A 17,404-nucleotide genomic window follows, 5' to 3' on the forward strand; every position below is an offset into this window, starting at 1 on the left:
AAGTAAATATTAAAAGAGGTAGTATGCACCCTAATAATAGTGTTATATACTACCTCTTTTACATAGAAAATTAATATCTAGAAGTTTTAATTGTTTATTATGTTTTAGTATGTGAAATGATTAAGAGAAAGGACTAATATCAAGAATTAGCAATTAGCTTTTTGCTAAATTCATCAAGGTCTTCTTTGTAGTCGTTCGTTAACTGATCAGATAGGGCACATAGTAAATTTATGTCATTAGGCTTTGCTGCATCGAGAGGAAGATCAGGATAACCAAGGTTAGTGAAATTAGTTTGAATACGTAGATAGTTTTCAGAGGCGGCTCTTTCGTCAAATAAGACTTTCATTTTATGATGGACGATTTCAGCATTACTACTCAATAATATATCTAGAAGTGGGAAAGCCCATTGGCTGACACCACCATATCTTAAAGTACGTGTATTAAAAGTTTTAAGTGGTGAACCTGTTCCTAGAGAGAGTATAAGTGTTTCTTGAGGGGAAATAGCTGAGTTATTGACTTTATGAGCTTCTATATAGGCACATAATGTAGGGTTATTGGCAAAAACACCGCCATCCACAAGGGTAAAAGGTGTGTTTTCGCAAGAGGTAATTTCGGCAACAGGAAAGTACGAGGGAGCAGCAGTAGTAGCACGAACGATGTGACGCACAAAGAAATCTTCCTTATGCTGCTGAGTGGGGTCTGTTTGATTAAAGAAAATAGCTTTATTATTTTTGATGTCAAAACTAGGAATAAGGCAAGGCTTTAAAAGTTCACTAAGGCGTAAACTTCCAAAGAACTTTTGAAGGAGTTCGTCAAGCGTTGTAGCTGGATATCTTGCACCTAAAAAACCATTAAGGCTTTTTATAACATGCCAAAGGCTTTTGTGGAAAATAAGGCTACCATTTTCCTTGTAGAAATTAAGTGCTTCTGCGGCACTGTAGCGTGGCTGATGCGTCTCATCAGGTGTTAAATAAAGTGCGGCTAATATACCACCAGTACTTGTACCTGCAATGAGATCAAAGTAATCCGCAAGTCTAGCATTTTTGTTACCACTGTTTTTTTGAAGACATGATTCTAAGTAAGTAAGGAGTGTGGCAGGGATAATACCGCGAATGCCACCACCGTCAATGGATAAGATACGAAATAAAGACATAATCGTCACTTCCTTAATGAGCTGTTTTTAGATATTAAAAGAGCTCGTACTATATTATATGTAATATATGTGTAAATGGATATAGATTTCACATTTATAAATTTTAGTTATTCATGATTTTTAGTCATGTGAAATCATTGAGAGAAACCAATTTATGTACATGTATATTTCAAGTTTTTAGTTGTTTTCTCTATATAGATTTCACATTTATAAAATTGAGTTATTCATAGTTTTTAGTTGGTTTCTCTATAATGATTGTCTATAAAAGTATATTCAAGATACAAAGTAATTAGAATAAAGGAACAAATTACCTATATAAATAGAGGTTGCATACCGGTTAAAAATCATATAGTATAAAAAAGATATTTGTAAAATTTGTTAGTTTACGAAGGACGAAACAAGTCTATATTAAAGATAATGAATGAAATAAAGGAGTAAAGAAATGTTACATGCATTTTCAAGAACAGAGATGCTTATTGGAACAGAAGGTCTTAATAAGTTAAAATCAAGTACAGTTGCGGTATTTGGCGTAGGTGGTGTAGGTTCTTATACAGTAGAAGCCTTAGCGAGAGCTGGCGTAGGTAAGATTGTTTTAATTGATCATGATACGGTATGTGTAAGCAATATCAATCGTCAAATTCATGCGACATCAAAAACAGTGGGACAATCTAAAGCAGCGCTTATGAAAGCTAGAGTTTTAGAGATAAATCCAGAGGCAGAAGTCATTGCATATGAAGAGATGTATACAGCCGAGACAGCTGAACATCTTTTAAGTCCAGAGTATGATTATGTTGTGGATGCTATTGATATGGTAACATCTAAAATTGACCTTATCGTAAGATGTAAGGCAATGAATATTCCAATCATCAGTGCCATGGGAGCAGCTAATAAATTAGATCCAACTAAACTTGTTGTAACAGATATTTATAAAACAAAAGTATGTCCACTTGCTAAAGTAATGCGTAAAGAACTTAAAGCAAGAAATGTAAAAAAATTAAAGGTAGTGTACTCTACAGAAACACCTATTAAACCAGACCAAAGTTTAAAACATGGCGGTGCAGGTGCGGGAAGAAGACAAACACCAGGTTCTATGTGTTTTGTAACATCTGTTTCAGGGCTTATTATTGCAGGAGAAGTTGTACGCTCACTTCTTGGCTATCAGCCGATGTAACAAGCTAAGTGAAAAAATTTACTTAGGGGTAGACAAAAAGGTGTATAGCTTTTGCCTGAAAGCTTATACACCTTTTTATTGTAAATCTAATTTTCAGCGTGGTTCTATTGTACACGTGATGTAAAAACGATTAACGATTTAATCGCTTGTTGATATCCGCTTGACGATCATTTGAAAACTTAAGGAAATCTTTCATTAAGCTTTCGAAATCTTCAGTAGGGGCTTCTTTTTTCTGAGGTCTAGAGTTGTTTCTAGGCTTTTCTTGTGTTTCTTTGATAGAAAGAGAAATTTTACCTTTTTCACTATCTATAGAGAGAATTTTCACTTTAACTTGATCGCCCACTTTAATAGCTTCATTAATATCTGCTAAATAACCATGAGTAATATGAGATATGTGAACGAGCCCTTGAGTTGTTCCATCAAGTGAAACAAAGGCACCAAAAGGTTTAACTCCCGTTACTGTTCCTTCAATAATTTGGCCTACTTGAAATTTTTCCGACATGACAACACTCCTATTAATATAAATAACGACTACATTATATCATAATTAAAACAAAACTGTATAGCTATTTAAAAAAATATTTTACCAAATATAAAGAAAATAATCCATGAAAATAAGACATTTTTTGAGAAAAAACTTCATCAAGGCGTTTACTAATATTAGGGGGTTATGATATAATGTAGTTTGCCATAAAAATGATAATAAAGATATGTTAAAAATGCCAATATCGGCAAATATTAATAATAATAGTGCTAAAAATAATCTGATTAAAAAAGCATAGTTATTATTAGAGTAAGTTAATTTAATGATAACAAACTGAGGAGGAAATGTAATGAATTTATATTCTCTTATTCGTGATGTAGAAAATTTCCCAAAAGAAGGAATTCTTTTTAAAGATATTACAACATTACTTCAAAATGGTGAAGGATTAGTAGAATCTATTGACCAAATTTGTGAAAAATTAGAAGGTGTAGAGTTTGACACAGTAGTAGGACCAGAATCAAGAGGTTTCATCTTCGGTGTACCTACAGCTTATAAAATGAAAAAAGGTTTCGTACCTGTTAGAAAACCAGGTAAATTACCATATAAATGTATTTCTAAAACATACGATTTAGAATATGGTACATCTACAATTGAAATGCACATTGATGCCATTCAAAAAGGACAAAAAGTTGTTATCGTAGATGACCTTTTAGCAACAGGTGGTACAACTAAAGCGATGATCGATCTTATCGAAGAACTTGGCGGAGAAGTTGTAAAAATCGTATTCCTTATTGAACTTGAAGATTTAAAAGGTAGAGATTTAATTTCTGGTTATAACGTAGAGTCAATTTTAAAATACTAATCTTTTAATATGATTTCATATCACTCAGACATGATGATGACGTTATAACAGAGATATGAAATATATATTAAAGCTATATAAGAGCAAAAATAAGCAAAGCCTTAGCTTTGCTTATTTTTTAAAAATATGGCATAGTCATATTTTTTTAAGTGGACATAGGGCCACTTTCTTTGTATAAAGGTATATTTTACTACTTATTAGGCATAATTAATATATAAACTTAAGAGAATAAAATCATTGCGAAAAAAGATGGATTGTATAAACTCATGTAGGTTATCAGAAGTTTATGGATATTGGCATTGAATTTTGAAGATAAACTGTCTATAATATAAACTATTAAAAAAAAATAATAATATAGTTATCAAAGAAACGATACGATCACGGGTAATTATATTGTTTGGACTATTACATAAGGGGGGATTAAGATGCCGGATGAGATTTATGAAAAGTTAATAAAAAGAATACGTTCGTATCACCCTTCTGACAATTTACAAATGGTAGAAGATGCGTATCAGCTTGCTAAAAAAGCACATGGTGAACAACTTAGAAAGTCAGGGGAGCCTTATATTATTCATCCACTGGCTGTTGCCTATACACTAGCAGATTTAGAATTGGATATTGAATCCATTGTTGCTGGGATTTTACATGATGTGGTAGAGGATACAGACTATACATTAGAAGATATTGAACGTTTATTTAATAAGGAAGTTGCACTTTTAGTAGATGGTGTTACAAAGCTTACTAAAATGCAGTTTACAACACAAAACAAAGAACTTCAAAAAGAAGAAATGCAAGCAGAGAACTATCGTAAAATGTTCCTTGCTATGGCACAAGATATTCGCGTGGTTATTATTAAACTTGCAGACCGCCTTCATAACATGCAAACACTTAAGTTCATGACACCTGCTAAGCAAAAAGAAAAAGCAGAAGAAACGCTTAACATTTATGCACCTATTGCACATAGACTTGGTATTTGTAAAATTAAAGCAGAACTTGAAGATTTATCACTTCGCTATATTGAACCAGAGGTTTATTATGATTTAGCACGTCAGATTGCAAGTAAACGTATGGAACGTATTGCTTATATTGAAGAGATTGTAAGCCAAATCAAAGCCAAAGTTGCGGAAGCTGGCATTGATGCGGTCATTGAAGGAAGACCAAAACACTTCTTTAGTATTTATAAGAAGATTGTTAATAAGCATAAGACACTTGATCAAATCTATGACTTGTTTGCAGTACGCGCAATTGTAAAATCAGTTAAGGACTGTTATGGCGTACTTGGTGTTATTCATGAGATGTATACACCTATTCCAGGAAGATTTAAAGATTATATTGCAATGCCTAAACCAAATATGTATCGTTCATTACACACCACACTGATGGGGGCAGAAGGTACACCTTTTGAAATGCAAATCCGTACAGAGGAAATGCATCGTACAGCAGAATATGGTATTGCAGCGCACTGGAAGTATAAAGAGGGCCGCACAGATGGCACAATTCGTGATAAATCAGAGGAAAAGCTTACATGGCTTCGTGAGATTCTTGAATGGCAACGTGATATGAGCGATAACCGTGAGTTTATGAATGCACTCAAAGGTGACCTTGATATTTATACAGATCAAGTTTATGTATTTACACCAAAAGGTGAGCTTAAAACACTGCCAACAGGTTCAACACCTATTGACTTTGCTTACAGCATTCATAGTGGTGTAGGTGATCATATGATTGGCGCCAAAGTAAATGGTAAAATCGTTACCTTTGATTATGTTATTAAAAATGGTGACCGTATTGAAATTTTAACGGCTCAAAATGCAAAAGGCCCAAGTCGTGATTGGCTTAATATTGTTAAAAGTACACAGGCGCGTACAAAGATTAATCAGTGGTTCCGTAAACAATACAAAGATGAAGATATTGTTAAAGGTAAAGAACTTCTTGAAATTGCTGCCAAACAACGTGGCTACAATCTTTCTTATTTAACAGATCATGCTGTTGTAGAAACGATTTATCGTAGATATGGTATGAAGTCATGGGATGCGATTTGTGCAGCTATTGGCTATGGCAATATGAAAGAACGTCAAATCATTCAAAAGCTTATTGATGAAACGTTAAAGGTGAAGAAGGAATTACCAACGCCTCAGCAAGCGATACCAAACTATAATGCTGAAGGAGAAACCAGTGTACCTCGTAATAAAAAACACTCTAGTGGTATTATTGTAAAAGGAGTAGGGGATATTGCAGTTAGATTTTCTAAGTGCTGTGGGCCACTTCCAGGTGATGATATTATTGGTTATATTACGAGAGGACGTGGTGTATCTATTCACCGCAAGGATTGTACAAATATTATCAATATGCCAGCGGATGAAAAAGAACGCCTTATTGAGGCAAGTTGGCTTGAAGAAAAACAAGCAGTGGAAAAACGTACGTATGTAACAGAAATCCAAATTACTTGTCTTGATCGCATGGGTATCATTGTTGATGTATCTAAGATTTTAACAGATATGAAGCTACCTGTTAAATCATTTAATGCAAAAACAACAAAGAGTAATGCAATATTTAATGTAAAAATAGAGATTTCAGATATTTACCAACTAGAAGAACTTACACGTAAAATATTACAAGTACGTGATGTACTTGAAATTATGCGTGTGTCTTCTTAAAAGTGGAGGGAAAATCATGCGTGCAGTAGTACAGCGTGTTTCTAGTGCATCAGTGGTTGTAGAAGAGCGATGCATTGGAAAGATTGAAGAGGGGCTTTTGGTGCTTGTAGGCATTAAAGCGGATGATACAGAAAAAGATATGGACTATATCATTAATAAAGTGACAGGACTACGCATATTTAGTGATGCAGAAGGTAAGATGAACTTATCTGTAAAGGATATTGGCGGTAAAATACTAATCGTACCAAACTTCACTTTGTATGGTAACTGTACAAAAGGTATGCGACCTAGCTTTGTTGCATCAGGAAGCGTCAGTGAGGCAGAGAAAAAGTATAATCGCTTTATTGAAAAGCTAGAAAGCATGGAAGTACCTTTTGAAACTGGACAGTTTCAGGCTGATATGAAAGTAAGTCTTTTAAATGATGGGCCAGTAACTTTGTTGTTAGATAGTAGTAAGATTATATAAATTTATAGAAGAAAGATGCTAGATTAAAGGTGAATCATCATTTTTAGTTTAAGCATCTTTCTTTTTGTAAAAAATAAGACTAGGGAGTTTATGTAGAAAAAAACAAAAACGCATAGTATAATAAATTGATATTATAAGACGAATGGAGGACTTAGAATGATTGCAAATATGACAGTGGGTATGTTACAAGAACACACATACTTTTTTATAGATGATACAACAAAGCATGGCTTTATAATTGACCCAGGTGCAGAAGGCGAACGCATTTTAAAATATATTCAGCAAGAAGGCATTGTGATTGAAAAGATTTTGCTTACACATGGGCATTTTGATCATGTATCGGCTGTTACTTTTTTAAAGAATGCATTGAATGTACCAGTTGTTATTCATACAGAAGGGAAAAAATATCTTGAGGATGCTAATTGGAACCTATCTGGTCTCTACATGCATCCATTTACATTAGAAGCAGATGCGTATGTAAATGAAGGTGATGAGATTGTACTTGAGGCAAATCCCGAGATGAAACTTCGTGTTATTTATGTACCAGGACATACATTAGATGGCGTAGCTTATTATGCAGAAAAAGAAGAAGTTGCTTTTGTGGGGGATATTATTTTCCAAGGTGCAGTAGGGAGAAGTGACAATTTAGGTGGCAATGGCGCACTATTACTTCAAGGGATTCGTGAGAAAATCTTTACATTACCAGAGGAAACTTTAATTTGCCCGGGTCATGGGGATACAACAACTGTTAAAATTGAAAAAGCTACAAACCCTTATTTTAACTATGAATTTTAAAATACGATAGAAAAAGAGAGTGAAAAAGTGATTGAATTAAAATGTATAGGACATTCAGCAGAATATGAAATTACCAATGTCATTAACTTATTTGAACCGTATATTACTAAAGATTATGTTTTAGAAGTAACTTTTGAATCACCATTAGCATCAGCTAAGTTACTAGAGGGAACTCAGGTGATTACAGAAGCGACTTTTGAAATGCCTATAAGTGATGATGCGCTTAAAAACAAGAAACAGATGAAGCAAGCACTTAAAAAAGCAGTATATACTGTTTTAAGTGAAGTATCAGGTAGAAAAATGCCATGGGGGAGTTTAACAGGTATTAGACCTACCAAACTTGTACATGAACAGTTTAAACATCATCTTAGTGATGCAGAAATTGCAAAACATATGCAAGAAGAATATTTTGTAAGCCCAAGTAAATGTGAGATGATGATTAAGGTTGCTAAAGCAGAACGTGAAATTTTAGCAAAGAATAAACCAGATGAAATTAGCTTATATATAGGGATTCCATTTTGTCCAACACGCTGTGTTTACTGCTCATTTACAGCATACTCTTTAAAAACAAAGGGTAATTTAGTAGATGCGTATTTAGAGGCACTTTGTAAAGAAATCACAGCAGTTGCTAATATGAAGAAAGATGCTAAGATCCGCAGTCTTTATATTGGTGGAGGTACACCTACAAGTTTAAATGAAGTGCAGCTAGAACGTCTTTTAGAGCATGTGGCAAAAAGCTTTGATTTATCGCAAATTGATGAATATACTATTGAAGCAGGTAGACCGGATACAATTACAAAAGATAAATTGCGTATTATGAAAGAACAAGGTGTAGGACGTATTTCTATTAATCCACAAAGTATGCGTCAAAAAACATTAGATGCAATTGGAAGAGCGCATAGTACAGAAGATATTAAGCGTGTATTCCATGAGGCTAGAGAACTTGGACATACTGAGATTAATATGGATATGATATTAGGCCTTCCAGGAGAAACGGTAGAAGATGTAGCATATACTTTAGAAGAACTTGGAAAGCTAGGTCCAGAAAATATTACAGTGCATACTATGGCAATTAAACGTGCGTCTAGGTTAAAAGAAGAACTACGAGAAGGGGAAGGCAATATTGTTTTAACCCAAGGTGAAGTTATTCAGGAGATGTTAAGCTTATGTGAAGAAAAAATGGCACAGTTAGGACTTGAACCCTATTATATGTATCGTCAAAAAAATATGCTTGGGAACTTTGAAAATGTAGGCTATGCCGTACCAGGTACTGAATGTGTGTATAATATTGAAATTATGGAAGAAAAGCAAAGCATCATTGCGCTTGGTGCAGGTGCGATTACAAAACTTGTTTATAGCGATCTTGCACGTATTGAACGTGTAGCAAATGTAAAAAGTTTAGAAGATTATATTAATCGTATTGATGAGATGATTGAACGTAAACGTGTAGGATTTTATAATCAAGAAAATAATATATAAGTTAAAAAGTAAAGTGAGCAGATAAGCATCTTTAGAAAATGATTTTTGAGGGAATGCGTTGTCATCAGATAAGATGATAACCATTCCCTTTTTTGTAGCATAGAAAAGTTGGATTTTTAGCACACATATATCCAAACTTAGAATGTGAGCTGATAACGTAGTGTTAGCTGCTTTATTTTGAGGAATGAGAGGGGTTAGGGGAAGGCAAGTGTGATGAGGTGGGTTTAATAGGAATAATTCAGAAATAAAGGGTAAAACTATAAATAATTAATAAAATATATTTGGGAGGTATGATGATGAAGAAAAAGGTGTTTATCATAACACTTATAGGCTTAGCACTTATAAGTGGATGTCTCACATATGTCTGCTTAGGAATGAGTCATAAGAATGAGTATAAGAATGGTGTATTTGTTGAGAGGGGAAACAGTTATGGATATGCAAAAACATACTGTGTATGTAAGAGCTTATAAGCGTACCACCATTGAAGCTAAAAAGCAGGTGAAAATAGGTGATATTGCAGATATAGCCGCACCACCTACAGTAAAGGGTGTTGTAGATAATATGCAGATTTATGCAATTCCGGAGACGCATAAAAAAGGAAAATTTGTTATTACTATTATTGATATTGTAAATAAGATTTGGAGTCAGTATCCCAATGCAGATGTACAAAGTGTGGGAGATCCAGATGTTGTGATTGAATATCATCCTAAAATAAGTAAGCAAAATTCAATACTAGAATGGATTAAAGCAATTGCAGTAGCAATCATAATATTTGCAGGGGCCACTGTAGCAATTATGACATATAATACAGATACATCTTTAGGGAAGACATTTATCATTATTAATCGTATCTTTACAGGTAGAGAGGTCGATACACCTAATCTTATTACGATTCCTTATGCAATAGGATTGGCAACAGGTGTCCTCTTTTTCTTTAATCACTTTGGTAAACGTAAGATTACAGAAGATCCTACGCCAATGCAAGTAGAAATTGCCATGTATGAAAAGGATGCGGAAGATAGTGAGATTGATAGCCTGACAGATAAGCGAAGAGGAGAGCCTTAATGAGGGAAACATTAACGATTATTCCAAGAATTTTAGTTGGCTTTGGTGCAGGTAGTATGTTGGCAGGTGGTCTTGTAGCATTCATTAGTGTTATTGGTGTTGTACCTCTTATGAGTTACCGCACAAAAACAAAGCATCATGCGAAGTTATACGAAAATGCTATTGCAGTAGGAAGTATAAGTGGTGCAATTTTAACGATGTGGCCAGTTATTATAAAAATACCATCTCTATTCATTGTAATTTTTAGTTTTGCATTTGGAAATTTTGTGGGTGTTTTAATTATAGCATTAGCAGAGGTATTAGATGTAATGCCTATTTTGGATAGGCGTATTAAAATCAAGAAGGGTATTTCCCTTATAGTATATGCTTTCGCAGCAGGTAAGTTAGTAGGTGCATTATATTATTATTTATATCCTATAGTTGTAGAACTTATAGATTAGAGGAGTAGAAGTTATGGCAAATATGAATCAATTTAAGGATGAATATCAAAATATAGTTGATCAAAATACGCCTAAAAATAAAGTGTGGAGCAATTCAGTTAAGGCTTTTTTGGTAGGCGGAATTATTTGTAGCATAGGACAAGCATTAATTAATCTTTATATGTATTTAGGACTTTCTTTTGAGGAATCTTCCACACTAGGAACAGTTACACTTATTTTAATTAGTGCAATTTTAACTGCATTTAATGTATATGACAATATTGGAAAGTTTGCAGGAGCAGGAGCACTTATACCCATTACAGGATTTGCAAATTCCATGGTAGCATCAGCGATGGAATATAAAAAAGAAGGTTTTATCTATGGTATGGGTGCAAAACTATTTACCATCGCAGGACCTGTTATTATTTATGGAACGATTGCCAGTGTTGTTATTGGTATTATATATTACTTTATAAAATAGGAGAAAGAAAATGGGACGTATAGGAAAGCAAACAATTTTATTTAAAGAGCCTCCGGTTATTATCAATGCTTATTCTAGTGCAGGGCCTAAAGAACAGCAAGGACCACTTGGGCAGTATTTTGACAATAAAATGCCAGATGAACTTTTAGGTGAAGATTCCTGGGAAAAAGCAGAAGCAAGAATGATTCAACAAACGGTACAAGGCTTATTGGACAGAGCACGTAAATTACCAAGTGATATTCAGTATATATTTGCAGGAGATTTACAAAATCAAGTCGTAGCAAGTACATTTGGATTAAAGGATTTTAATATTCCTTTCTTTGGGCTTTATGGGGCTTGCTCAACTATGGGCGAATCTATGAGTTTGGCAAGTATGATGATTGCAGGAGGGATGGCAGACATCGTCATTGCAGGTACAAGTAGTCACTATTGCGCAGCGGAAAAACAATTTCGTTTTCCACTTGAGTATGCGGGGCAGCGCACAATGGCACAACACTGGACAGTAACAGGAAGCGGCTTTGTATTACTATCAAGATCAGGTGAAGGACCATGTGTTACAGGTATTACAACAGGCAAAATCGTAGATTTAGGTATTACAGATACCTTTAATATGGGAGCAGCTATGGCACCAGCGGCTGTAGATACTATACTTACTCACTTAGAGGATACAAACCAGAAACCAAGTGACTTTGATGCGATTTATACAGGAGATTTAGGAAACTGGGGGGTTGACATTGCTAATGAACTTGCAAAGAAATCAGGAGTAGATTTAAGTCATGTCCTTAATGACTGCGGTAAGATGATTTTTGATGATGAGAAGCAAGAAACGAATGCAGGTGGAAGTGGCTGTGGATGCAGTGCAGCTGTGTTTACAGGCTATCTCTACAAACAAATGCTTAAGAAGAAACTGAAGAAAATTTTGCTCGTGCCAACAGGCGCCCTTATGAGTACGGGTAGTAGTCAGCAAGGTAATACAATTCCAGGCATTGCACATGCTGTATGTATTGAGATGAAGTAGGAGGAAACAAAGAATGGAAATATTTATGGAATATGTGAAATGCTTTGTGGTTGGTGGGCTTATTTGTGTGATAGGTCAAATAATCTTAGATCGAACGAAGCTTACAACGGGACAGATTATGGTACTCTTTTTATTAGCAGGAGCATTTTTAACTGCAATTGGTGTTTATAAGCCTATTGTAGAATTTGCAGGAGCTGGGGCAACAGTACCTATTTCAGGATTTGGATATTCTTTAGCGAAGGGAGCTATGGATGAAGTCGGCGGCAATGGTTTAATGGGCGCCTTCTCGGGTGGAATTCGCAATACGGCAGCAGGTATTACCGCTGCTATTGTATTTGGCTATTTAGCGGCACTGAGCTCAAATCCTAAAAGTAAGTCTTAAAAATTAAAATCTATAATAGAATGTTTCAATATAGACAGAAGGTTTGTACAAAGGAAATTTAAGGTTGTACAACCTTCCTTTTATATTTAAAAGATTAGATTTATGCAGTTTATTATTGGTTTAGTTTTATTAAAATATAAAAAAATAAAGGAAAAATAATTAAAAAAATCAATTTTTAGTAGCATATCACTATTAAAGTTATTATAATATAAACTATATGAGTTAGAAGGAGATGTTACTATGAAAAAACAAATTTTAGAAATCTTAGAGAAAAACAGTAAATATACCGCGGAAGAAATTGCCGTTATGCTTGGATTAAATGCCGAGGATGTACGAGCCGCCATTAAGGAATTAGAAGATGCACAAGTTATTTGTGGGTATAATACGTTAATCAACTGGGATCATTTAGAAGAAAATGACGTGGTAACAGCTCTTATTGAAGTAAAAGTTACGCCACAACGTGGTGAAGGCTTTGATAAGGTGGCAGAACGTATTTACAAATTTAAGGAAGTAAAGGCTGTATATTTAATGTCTGGTGGATTTGATTTTACCGTAATTATTGAAGGAAAAACAATGAAGCAAGTAGCACTTTTCGTAGGTCAAAAATTAGCACCGCTTGAATCCGTGTTAAGTACATCTACACACTTTGTGCTTAAAAAATATAAAGATTATGGCGTTATTTTTGAAAATGGTAAAAAAGATGAAAGGATGATTGTGTCACCATGATAAATTATGAAGAAATAATGGTTAAGAGAATTCAAGAAGTACCACCTTCTGGTATTAGAAAGTTTTTTGATATTGCAAATGAGATGGGAGATGCTATATCTCTAGGTGTAGGAGAACCAGATTTTGATACACCTTGGCACATTCGAGAAGAAGCTATTTATACCTTAGAAAAAGGAAAAACAATATATACTGCTAATGCAGGACTTCTTGAACTTAGAAAAGAAATTTGTGCGTATATGAAAAGACGCTTTAATTTAACATATAGTCCAGTAAAACAAAGTTTAGTAACAGTTGGAGGAAGTGAAGGGATTGACCTTGCACTTCGTATATTGCTTGAACCGGGGGATGAGGTACTTATACCAGAACCTTGTTATGTAGCTTATGCACCATGCGTTATTTTTACTGGTGCAACACCGATAGCTATTCCAACAAAAGCTGAAAATAAATTTAGACTTACGCCAGAGGAGTTAAACACGTACATAACACCAAAAACAAAAGTGCTTATTCTGCCTTACCCAAATAATCCAACAGGGGCAATTATGGAGAAAGAAGATTTAGAGAAAATTGCAGCTGTACTTAAGGAAACAAATATCATTACAATTTCAGATGAAATTTATGCTGAGCTAACATATGGTAAGGAACATGTTTCTATTGCAAGTATTCCGGGGATGTATGAAAGAACTATCGTTCTTAGCGGCTTTTCAAAAGCCTTTGCTATGACAGGATGGCGTTTAGGATATGCTTTAGGACCGGAACCACTGATTGGGCTTATGACGAAAATGCATCAGTTTGCAATCATGTGTGCACCAACAACAAGTCAATATGCAGCTATTGAAGCGATGAAAAATGGAGATGAAGATGTAAAGGAAATGCGACAGTCTTATGACCAAAGAAGACGTTTCATGCTTGAACACTTTGCTAAAATGGGTCTTGATTGCTTCGAACCAGAAGGGGCTTTTTATGTATTCCCTAGTATTCAAAAAACAGGGCTTACAAGTGAACAGTTCTGTACACAACTTTTAAAAGAAGAGAAGGTAGCTGTAGTACCAGGTAGCGCTTTTGGTACATCTGGGGAAGGATTTATAAGATGTTCATATGCATATTCAATTGAAGAACTTCGTGAAGCTTTAACACGAATTGCAAGATTTGTTAAAAAAAGAATATAAATAAAAAAATCATCTAGGCATGGAGCTTAGATGATTTTTTTATTTATATTCTTAAAAGAGATTACGAGTGTGAGAAGGTGGATAACCTTTGAGAGATTTGAAAAGTTTACTAAAGTAATAAACATCTTCAAAGCCACAAGCTAGGGCAACATCAGTGATTGTAAATTCACCACTTAAAAGTAAATTCTCAGCATGGTTGATTTTGATTTGATTAATATATTTTTTTACAGAGCATCCCATATTTTCTTTAAATAAAATACCAAAATATACTGGATTAAGTCCAATAAGTGCAGCTAAGTGATCGACAGTAAGTTTTTCTGTATAGTGTCTAGAAATATAAGCTTGGATTTTTTGGATGCGAGGATCAATAAAGGTTTGATCATTGTGATAATAAAGTAAACAAAGTAGTTTGTGCAAAATCCGAGTAAATATTGAATGTGCATACAAACGATAACCAGGTTTTTGTTCAGTCCAGGCGACGTTAAGTTCTTTGTAAAGGTGTAATATTGACTCTATTGTCCCAAGATGGGAGATTAGCGGAAACGGAAGTGTAATCTCGTCACCATTAAAATCATGTAGTTTAAAGTTAACGGGATAACAGCACATAGGGTTTTGGGGATTAGTAGTAGCAAAGCGGCGGCTGTTTTTAGGGATACAAAGTAAATCACCACTTTTGACATGATAATCTATGCCATTGATATTGTAGTAAGCTTCACCACTGCAAATGTAGGTAATGTCAATAAAATTTGTAAGGCTGTCCTCAATGCGCCATTCAGGTGTGCATTGACGAAAGATACAGTAACATAGTTCAACGAACATGTAGTCATAATTTTGTGTTGTTGGATTCATCTTAAGCTCCTTAGGGTAAGAATATAGAGTGTTTCTTTATAAAAAAGTACAAATACTATATGTTTTGTACATTGTGATTCCATTAAATACATTATAAAATTACAATAATTAAAAAACAAATAAAAATAAAATAATATTTAATAAAATATGGGTGGTTTAAAAATAGGAGGAGATAAAGATGACATATGCTGAGATGAGTAAAGAAAAAATGTATGCAGCTTGGTTAGATTATGAAATGCCTAAAGGAGCATTTGAATGGCAATATGGCGAAAAGATTTATGTGGAAGATTCCACCTTATTAAAGGATAAAGTGGTACATACCGCACTGCAAGAACTAAAGCAATTTATGAAGCGTTATATGAATTTAGAGATGCAAATAGCAGAAGAGATGCCTAAGATCCCCTTTATTGAAATAAGACTGAATCAAAATACTTTAGAAAAAGAAGGTTATTTATTACAGGCATCTCCAGAAAAATTGCAGATTGTAGGGAGTGATGCAAAGGGGATTTTATATGGCGTCTTTAAATTGATTTTTTCTATAAAACAGCATCAATCTTTACAAAATCTCAGTATTAAGGAAAGCCCTTCAAATGAACTGCGTATGATAAATCATTGGGATAATGTAGATGGAAGCATTGAAAGAGGCTATGCAGGAAGGTCTATCTTTTATAAGGACAATGATTTTATAAAGGATCTAAGACGAAGCAGAGATTATGCTAGGTTATTGGCTTCTGTTGGTATCAATAGTGTGAGTGTTAATAATGTAAATGTACATGAGCGTGAGACTAAATTCATAGAGGGTGAATATCTAGAGGGTATATCACGATTGGCAGAAGTGTTTGCAGACTATGGTATTAAGTTATTTCTAAGCATTAATTTTGCTGCACCTATAGAACTTGGGGGATTGCATACAGCGGATCCAGCTGACCATGACGTACAGGAATTCTGGGGAGGGGTGGCAAAAAGGATCTGCGAAAAGATTCCTAACTTTGGCGGTTTTTTAGTTAAGGCAGATTCAGAAAATAGACCTGGTCCTTTTACCTATAACCGTACACATGCAGAAGGTGCAAACATGTTGGCTAAGGCATTAAAACCTTATGATGGAATTGTGATTTGGCGTTGTTTTGTTTATAACTGTCATGTGGACTGGCGAGATAGAAAGACGGATAGAGCAAGAGCTGCTTATGATCATTTCATAGGATTAGATGGGTTGTTTGAAGAAAATGTTATTTTGCAGATTAAAAATGGTCCAATGGATTTTCAAATTCGAGAGCCACTTTCACCATTATTTGGTGCATTAACAAAAACAAATCAAATGATGGAATTTCAGATTACACAAGAATATACAGGTCAGCAGAAGCATATTTGCTTTTTACCTACTATGTGGCGAGAGTATCTGGATTTTGATACATATGCCAAGGGAAAAGGAACTTATATTAGAGATATTGTAAGTGGTAAAACATATGACAACATACATGGCGGAATAGCTGGCGTTTCAAATATTGGTGAGAGTGTGGATTGGACAGGTAATCCATTAGCAGCAGCCAATTTATATGGCTTTGGAAGATTATGTTGGAATAATCAGATAAGCACAGAAGAAATAGCTGAAGAATGGGTTACACTAACGCTAGGAACAGACAAAGCCATAAAGGAACATGTGAAAACAATATTACTTCAATCTAGAAAAGCTTATGAAGACTATACAGTACCCTTAGGGATTGGCTGGATGGTGAATGTAGGGCATCATTATGGGCCTAATATAGAAGGATATGAATATTCGCCTTGGGGAACTTATCATTATGCAGATTATAAAGGAATCGGTGTAGATCGCACAAGTGAAACAGGAACAGGATATGTTAATCAATACTTTGAGCCTAATAGAAGCCTTTATAATAATAGGGAGATGTGCCCAGAAGCATTACTGCTATTTTTCCACCATGTAGGTTACGAAGAAAAGCTGAAAGATGGTCGAACACTTTTGCAATATATTTATGATGTACATTTTGAAGGGGTAGCAAGTGTTGAAAAGTTTACTTGGCTATGGCAGCAACTAGAGGGGCACGTTGAAAATCACTTTTATAACAAAGTAAAAGAAGGACTAGAGGTCCAGCTACATGATGCAGCTGAATGGCGTGATATTGTTAATACATATTTTTATAGAAAAACAGGTATTAAGGATGCGCGTGGAAGAAAAATATATGAGTAAATAGAGTCTTGTAAAGTTGTTATAA

Annotated in this window: 18 protein-coding genes; 15 read left to right on the forward strand and 3 right to left on the reverse strand. The window is 34.5% G+C overall.

Going from position 1 to position 17,404, the window contains the following annotated elements; translation table 11 throughout:
* Window positions 1-139 precede the first annotated feature (139 nt).
* Window positions 140-1,153, reverse strand: coding sequence for a patatin-like phospholipase family protein (locus AC1VAQ_RS03780; RefSeq protein ID WP_303243870.1), 1,014 nt, complete (start codon window positions 1,151-1,153; stop codon window positions 140-142).
* A 442-nt stretch (window positions 1,154-1,595) separates the two neighbouring features.
* Here AC1VAQ_RS03780 and AC1VAQ_RS03785 point away from each other — a divergent pair, with 442 nt between their 5' ends.
* A complete protein-coding gene (locus AC1VAQ_RS03785; RefSeq protein ID WP_302598501.1) occupies window positions 1,596-2,324 on the forward strand; it encodes a tRNA threonylcarbamoyladenosine dehydratase in 729 nt (242 codons plus the stop codon).
* A 130-nt stretch (window positions 2,325-2,454) separates the two neighbouring features.
* Here the strand turns inward: AC1VAQ_RS03785 and AC1VAQ_RS03790 are convergent, their stop codons facing one another.
* On the reverse strand, window positions 2,455-2,826 hold the full coding sequence (locus AC1VAQ_RS03790) for a CvfD/Ygs/GSP13 family RNA-binding post-transcriptional regulator (RefSeq protein WP_302598503.1): 372 nt from the start codon (window positions 2,824-2,826) through the stop codon (window positions 2,455-2,457).
* A 331-nt stretch (window positions 2,827-3,157) separates the two neighbouring features.
* On the opposite strand from AC1VAQ_RS03790, the gene AC1VAQ_RS03795 reads away from it, so the two are divergent.
* From AC1VAQ_RS03795 to AC1VAQ_RS03855, 13 genes are all read left to right on the forward strand, one after another.
* Window positions 3,158-3,670 carry an adenine phosphoribosyltransferase gene (locus AC1VAQ_RS03795; RefSeq protein WP_302598506.1) on the forward strand — a complete coding sequence of 171 codons (513 nt, stop codon included), beginning with the start codon at window positions 3,158-3,160 and terminating at the stop codon, window positions 3,668-3,670.
* A 425-nt stretch (window positions 3,671-4,095) separates the two neighbouring features.
* On the forward strand, window positions 4,096-6,327 hold the full coding sequence (locus AC1VAQ_RS03800; RefSeq protein ID WP_302598508.1) for a RelA/SpoT family protein: 2,232 nt from the start codon (window positions 4,096-4,098) through the stop codon (window positions 6,325-6,327).
* A 16-nt stretch (window positions 6,328-6,343) separates the two neighbouring features.
* The gene (gene dtd, locus AC1VAQ_RS03805) at window positions 6,344-6,793 is read left to right on the forward strand and encodes a D-aminoacyl-tRNA deacylase (RefSeq protein ID WP_302598509.1); all 450 of its coding nucleotides are present in this window, start codon (window positions 6,344-6,346) and stop codon (window positions 6,791-6,793) included.
* 156 nt (window positions 6,794-6,949) lie between these two features.
* Complete coding sequence (locus tag AC1VAQ_RS03810) at window positions 6,950-7,588, forward strand: MBL fold metallo-hydrolase (RefSeq protein WP_302598511.1); 639 nt, start codon at window positions 6,950-6,952, stop codon at window positions 7,586-7,588.
* A 27-nt stretch (window positions 7,589-7,615) separates the two neighbouring features.
* Window positions 7,616-9,067, forward strand: coding sequence for a coproporphyrinogen dehydrogenase HemZ (gene hemZ / locus AC1VAQ_RS03815; protein WP_302598512.1), 1,452 nt, complete (start codon window positions 7,616-7,618; stop codon window positions 9,065-9,067).
* 296 nt (window positions 9,068-9,363) lie between these two features.
* The gene (locus tag AC1VAQ_RS03820; RefSeq protein WP_302598513.1) at window positions 9,364-9,537 is read left to right on the forward strand and encodes a hypothetical protein; all 174 of its coding nucleotides are present in this window, start codon (window positions 9,364-9,366) and stop codon (window positions 9,535-9,537) included.
* Window positions 9,497-10,132, forward strand: a complete 636-nt coding sequence (locus tag AC1VAQ_RS03825) for a stage V sporulation protein AA (protein ID WP_302598514.1) — start codon at window positions 9,497-9,499, stop codon at window positions 10,130-10,132. The genes AC1VAQ_RS03820 and AC1VAQ_RS03825 overlap by 41 nt, the downstream gene beginning before the upstream one ends.
* A complete protein-coding gene (locus AC1VAQ_RS03830) occupies window positions 10,132-10,572 on the forward strand; it encodes a stage V sporulation protein AB (RefSeq protein ID WP_302598515.1) in 441 nt (146 codons plus the stop codon). The genes AC1VAQ_RS03825 and AC1VAQ_RS03830 overlap by 1 nt, the downstream gene beginning before the upstream one ends.
* Window positions 10,573-10,585: 13 nt before the next feature.
* Window positions 10,586-11,032, forward strand: coding sequence for a stage V sporulation protein AC (gene spoVAC / locus AC1VAQ_RS03835; RefSeq protein ID WP_302598517.1), 447 nt, complete (start codon window positions 10,586-10,588; stop codon window positions 11,030-11,032).
* A gap of 10 nt (window positions 11,033-11,042) precedes the next feature.
* Window positions 11,043-12,050 carry a stage V sporulation protein AD gene (gene spoVAD, locus AC1VAQ_RS03840; protein WP_302598518.1) on the forward strand — a complete coding sequence of 336 codons (1,008 nt, stop codon included), beginning with the start codon at window positions 11,043-11,045 and terminating at the stop codon, window positions 12,048-12,050.
* Between the two features lie 13 nt (window positions 12,051-12,063).
* Complete coding sequence (gene spoVAE / locus AC1VAQ_RS03845) at window positions 12,064-12,432, forward strand: stage V sporulation protein AE (protein WP_330697578.1); 369 nt, start codon at window positions 12,064-12,066, stop codon at window positions 12,430-12,432.
* A 240-nt stretch (window positions 12,433-12,672) separates the two neighbouring features.
* On the forward strand, window positions 12,673-13,158 hold the full coding sequence (locus tag AC1VAQ_RS03850) for an Lrp/AsnC family transcriptional regulator (protein ID WP_302598520.1): 486 nt from the start codon (window positions 12,673-12,675) through the stop codon (window positions 13,156-13,158).
* Entirely contained in the window at window positions 13,155-14,324 is a 1,170-nt protein-coding gene (locus AC1VAQ_RS03855) for an aminotransferase class I/II-fold pyridoxal phosphate-dependent enzyme (protein ID WP_302598522.1), read from the forward strand. The genes AC1VAQ_RS03850 and AC1VAQ_RS03855 overlap by 4 nt, the downstream gene beginning before the upstream one ends.
* 51 nt (window positions 14,325-14,375) lie before the next feature.
* On the opposite strand, the gene AC1VAQ_RS03860 is transcribed toward AC1VAQ_RS03855, so the two are convergent.
* Window positions 14,376-15,173: a helix-turn-helix domain-containing protein gene (locus AC1VAQ_RS03860; RefSeq protein ID WP_479903498.1), complete on the reverse strand. Its 798-nt coding sequence runs from the start codon at window positions 15,171-15,173 to the stop codon at window positions 14,376-14,378.
* A 178-nt stretch (window positions 15,174-15,351) separates the two neighbouring features.
* On the opposite strand from AC1VAQ_RS03860, the gene AC1VAQ_RS03865 reads away from it, so the two are divergent.
* Complete coding sequence (locus AC1VAQ_RS03865) at window positions 15,352-17,379, forward strand: alpha-glucuronidase family glycosyl hydrolase (RefSeq protein WP_302598524.1); 2,028 nt, start codon at window positions 15,352-15,354, stop codon at window positions 17,377-17,379.
* Window positions 17,380-17,404: the final 25 nt, after the last annotated feature.

Source organism: Cellulosilyticum sp. (assembly GCF_982396655.1).